The sequence below is a fragment of the Acidithiobacillus sp. TH-A36 genome (assembly GCF_057473445.1).
In genome coordinates, this window is the sequence record NZ_JBYCKP010000113.1 from 1 (window position 1) to 3,517 (window position 3,517).

The window sequence follows — 3,517 nt, forward strand, 5'->3', positions numbered from 1 at the left end:
TTTATGCTGCTCAAAACCACCCGTCGATGGTTAGACCTGGAACCAAAAGTCCGCTTTGCATTCATCAAAGAGAACGTTAACCCCATCCTCGAAGCCCATCCGACCGTCAGCATGCGTTTTTTCGACACAGAATCCTACACCGCGCGCATCAGCGATATCGTGGTGTGGGAAACCTCTGATCTTATTGCCTATCAGGGCGTCATAAAGGGATTGCGCGACACCATTTTCTGGGACCACTATTTTGAGGTGCTGGAGATTATTCCCGCAGTGGAAGATGGCTATGCCGCCTATTATGCGATGAATCCGCTGACTGGCAGTGTGCAAGCGGGATAGATAACTACCGTGGAGCTGATGTGGCGACGCGCACCAGCCATTTCCGCAGTACCGATTCCTCCTCTCGGGAAAGCCCATCGGCTAGGTGGCACTCAATACCCTGCACGCGCTCACGGCAGGTCGCCAATAACGACTTGCCTGTCTCGCTGAGATCAATCTGCTGGATACGACCATGGTAATGATGCGGATGGCGCACGATGGCTCCGGCGCGTTCCAGATTGGCGACAATGGTGCTGACTGTTTGCGGGGTGAGGAGAGCCAGTCGAGCCAGATCGGCATTGGAAATGCCGGGATAGGCGGCCAGCATGGTCAGTACGGAAAATTGCGGAGGTGTTACATGCAGGTCGGCAAGCGCCAATTCTATCTGGTGCCGGTAAGCGCCCGCAGCCTGTCGTAGCAGGTAGCCTAAATAACCTTTTTCTCCACGTTTGCCTTCTCCTGCTTGAGGGATGGGTGGTTTTAAAGCCGTACTGCGCATATTGTAAGAACCCTGATATATTGTTAGGGTTCTGATATTATCAAGCCCCCACAGGAGGAACAAGTCATGTCCATGGAGCATTCCCGCATTGAGTATTCCGTATTCACCAAAATGGCACCTTCAGTGTACGCCGGGCTTTTGGCAATAGGTTCCGCCGTTAAGGATTCCGGTCTTGAACAAAAACTGGCAGAACTGATCAGGGTGCGCGTGTCCCAAATCAATGGCTGTGCATTTTGTATCCAGTATCACCTGAACATCGCCCGCCAAATTGGCGTGGAAGCGGTCAAGTTGGATCTGCTGGCTGGTTGGAAAGATGCTGGCATTTTTTCTGCACGGGAGCAGGCCGCATTGGCTTGGGCGGAATGCCTGACGGCGCTGACGACCCAGGGGGCACCCGATTCCGTCTATGAAGCACTGCAGGCTCAGTTCACGGAAAAAGAAGTGGCGTATCTTACGGTGGCCATTGGCGCCATCAATTACTGGAATCGACTGGGTGTCGGCCTGCGTTTTTCACCGCCACCTGCCATCACGGGAGGGCATATATAATGACGGTGAAAACAACCCACGCGAACAGCGAGCATATTTCTGCTGTCGATCTGCGTTATGTCAGCCACGAAAGCGAAGTCCGCAATTGCTATCCACTCATGCAGCAACTGCGACCACACCTGGCTTCTGAACAGGAATTCCTGCTGCGCTGGCAGGATCAGAGCATCCAGGGTTACCGCCTGCTCGCCCTGTGGAATGCCACCCAACCTGTAGGCCTGGCCGGATTTCGTGTGCAAGATAATCTGGTGCATGGCCGCTTTGTTTATGTAGATGATCTGGTCATTGACGCGTCCTGCCGCAGTCGTGGTTACGGTAAGATTCTGGTAGATGAATTAAAAGCAGAGGGCAAACTACTGGGCTGTTCCAGTCTGTTATTGGACGCAGCCATGAGTAATTCACTCGGACACCGTTTTTATTACCGCCAAGGATTGCTGGTTACGGCATTGCGTTTCAGCATGGCGTTGTCCTGAGCGAAAAGATTTCATGGGTGACTTACTAAGAACAGCATCAAAGTTCTGGAGAAGGGCGAATTCCTTAATTACGGTGTGAGTCTGCAGACTCCTTCAACCAATTGATTGAACCCATGCAGGGCTTCCTCCGGTTCTTCCCACGCGGCGCGAATGATGGCGCCGTCCATTGCCATGGCAATGGCACGTGCAATGTCTGCTTTGTCATTACTATCGGGTAATAAATTTTCAATGAGTTTGCACAGCTCGGCTTTGTGCTGCAGGGTTTTTTGCGCAACCAAAGGCATGGAATTACCCATTTCTCCGAGTGTATTGATAAATGCACAACCTCTAAAAGCGGGATCGGCAAACCACTCCTGCAAAGCTCGGGTAATAGACGGAAGATTATGACCGTATCGTTGAAGGGCATCCTGAAACCAGTCCATCCAAAGGTGGTGGCGATAATCCAGAAAAGCCAGGATCAGATCGTTTTTGCTCGGGAAATGCCGATAAAAAGTCACCTTGGTGACTCCTGCTTCGGAAATGATGCGATCAACACCCGTGCTACGGATGCCCTCGCGATAAAAAAGCGTGTGCGCCGTGCGCAGAATGCGTTCACGTGCAGCAGATGGCTTCTCCAGATTCGAGGATGAAGAATGGATTGGTGCATTCATCGCATGATGGTAGACAGGTCTTTCTACATTGTCTAGAATAATCAGAGTAGACAGATCGTTCTACTTTGTTGATCCTTACATGCAGGAGGGTTTGCGTCATGCCAGAACCAACTCTGATTCCTCCCTTTACGGAAGAATCAGCGGTCTTAAAAGTGAGAATGGCTGAGGATCTATGGAACACGCGGGATCCCGATTTGGTCGTAAAGGCCTATACCCCAGATACAGTCTGGCGTAATCGAACAGAATTTCCAGCAGGACGTGAGGCTATCCGGTCTTTTCTGGTGCGTAAGTGGGCGAAGGAGTTAGATTACCGACTGATTAAGGAGCTCTGGGGATTCCGCAATCACCGTATGGCTGTGCGTTTCGCCTATGAATGGCATGATGATTCCGGCCATTGGTACCGCAGTTACGGCAATGAACTGTGGGAGTTCAACAGCCAGGGCTTGATGCAGCGTCGCTTTGCAAGCATCAATGATCTCCCCATACAGGAAAAAGAGCGCCTCTATCACTGGCCGCTGGGACGAAGGCCCGATGACCACCCAAGCCTGAGTGAACTCGGTTTGTAGGCATGAGCACTGGCATCCCGTTCCATAACTTATGACCATCGTCCTCTACTATTCCCCCGAGGCCTGTTCCTTTGCGCCGCATGTCGTATTGCGCGAGATTGGAGAGGTTTTTGAACTTCGTAGGGTCTCGACGGCTGACCGCGATAATGATTCACCAGAATATTTAGCCGTTAATCCTAAAGGCCGCATCCCTGCCCTCATCATCAACAACTTCATACTTACCGAAAATCCGGCAATTCTTGCTTACCTGGGACGCAAGTATCCCGAGGCCATGCTTTACCCTTCAACGGGTAAAGAAGACGAAGCGCGATGTCTCGAACTTCTGGCGTGGTCATCCAATACCGTTCACGTCACATTTGCCCAGATTCTTCGACCCGAAAGGTTCGTGTTGGGTGCCACAGACTTCCCTGCGGTTCAATCCAGCGGACATGCGAACTTTCAACGCTGCCTCACGATTATTGAATCACATCTTGG

7 protein-coding genes are annotated in these 3,517 nt (G+C 51.6%); 5 read left to right on the forward strand and 2 right to left on the reverse strand.

Annotated elements, in window-relative coordinates:
- A partial coding sequence (locus AC2VLY_RS03170) for a darcynin family protein (RefSeq protein ID WP_486921758.1) occupies positions 1–333 on the forward strand: 333 nt, incomplete at its 5' end.
- Between the two features lie 4 nt (positions 334–337).
- Here the strand turns inward: AC2VLY_RS03170 and AC2VLY_RS03175 are convergent.
- Positions 338–811 (reverse strand): MarR family winged helix-turn-helix transcriptional regulator, encoded by a 474-nt coding sequence (locus AC2VLY_RS03175; RefSeq protein WP_486892778.1) that lies wholly within the window; start codon positions 809–811, stop codon positions 338–340.
- A gap of 66 nt (positions 812–877) precedes the next feature.
- Between AC2VLY_RS03175 and AC2VLY_RS03180 the strand changes: the two genes are divergently transcribed.
- Both AC2VLY_RS03180 and AC2VLY_RS03185 read left to right on the forward strand, forming a co-directional pair.
- A complete protein-coding gene (locus AC2VLY_RS03180) occupies positions 878–1,357 on the forward strand; it encodes a carboxymuconolactone decarboxylase family protein (RefSeq protein ID WP_486921759.1) in 480 nt (159 codons plus the stop codon).
- Positions 1,357–1,827: a GNAT family N-acetyltransferase gene (locus tag AC2VLY_RS03185; RefSeq protein ID WP_486892776.1), complete on the forward strand. Its 471-nt coding sequence runs from the start codon at positions 1,357–1,359 to the stop codon at positions 1,825–1,827. The genes AC2VLY_RS03180 and AC2VLY_RS03185 overlap by 1 nt, the downstream gene beginning before the upstream one ends.
- A 68-nt stretch (positions 1,828–1,895) precedes the next feature.
- Here the strand turns inward: AC2VLY_RS03185 and AC2VLY_RS03190 are convergent, their stop codons facing one another.
- Positions 1,896–2,477, reverse strand: coding sequence for a TetR/AcrR family transcriptional regulator (locus AC2VLY_RS03190; protein WP_486921760.1), 582 nt, complete (start codon positions 2,475–2,477; stop codon positions 1,896–1,898).
- A 98-nt stretch (positions 2,478–2,575) separates the two neighbouring features.
- On the opposite strand from AC2VLY_RS03190, the gene AC2VLY_RS03195 reads away from it, so the two are divergent.
- Positions 2,576–3,043: a nuclear transport factor 2 family protein gene (locus tag AC2VLY_RS03195; RefSeq protein ID WP_486892507.1), complete on the forward strand. Its 468-nt coding sequence runs from the start codon at positions 2,576–2,578 to the stop codon at positions 3,041–3,043.
- Between the two features lie 31 nt (positions 3,044–3,074).
- Positions 3,075–3,517: glutathione S-transferase family protein (locus AC2VLY_RS03200; protein ID WP_486892506.1), on the forward strand; the 443-nt coding region annotated here is incomplete at its 3' end.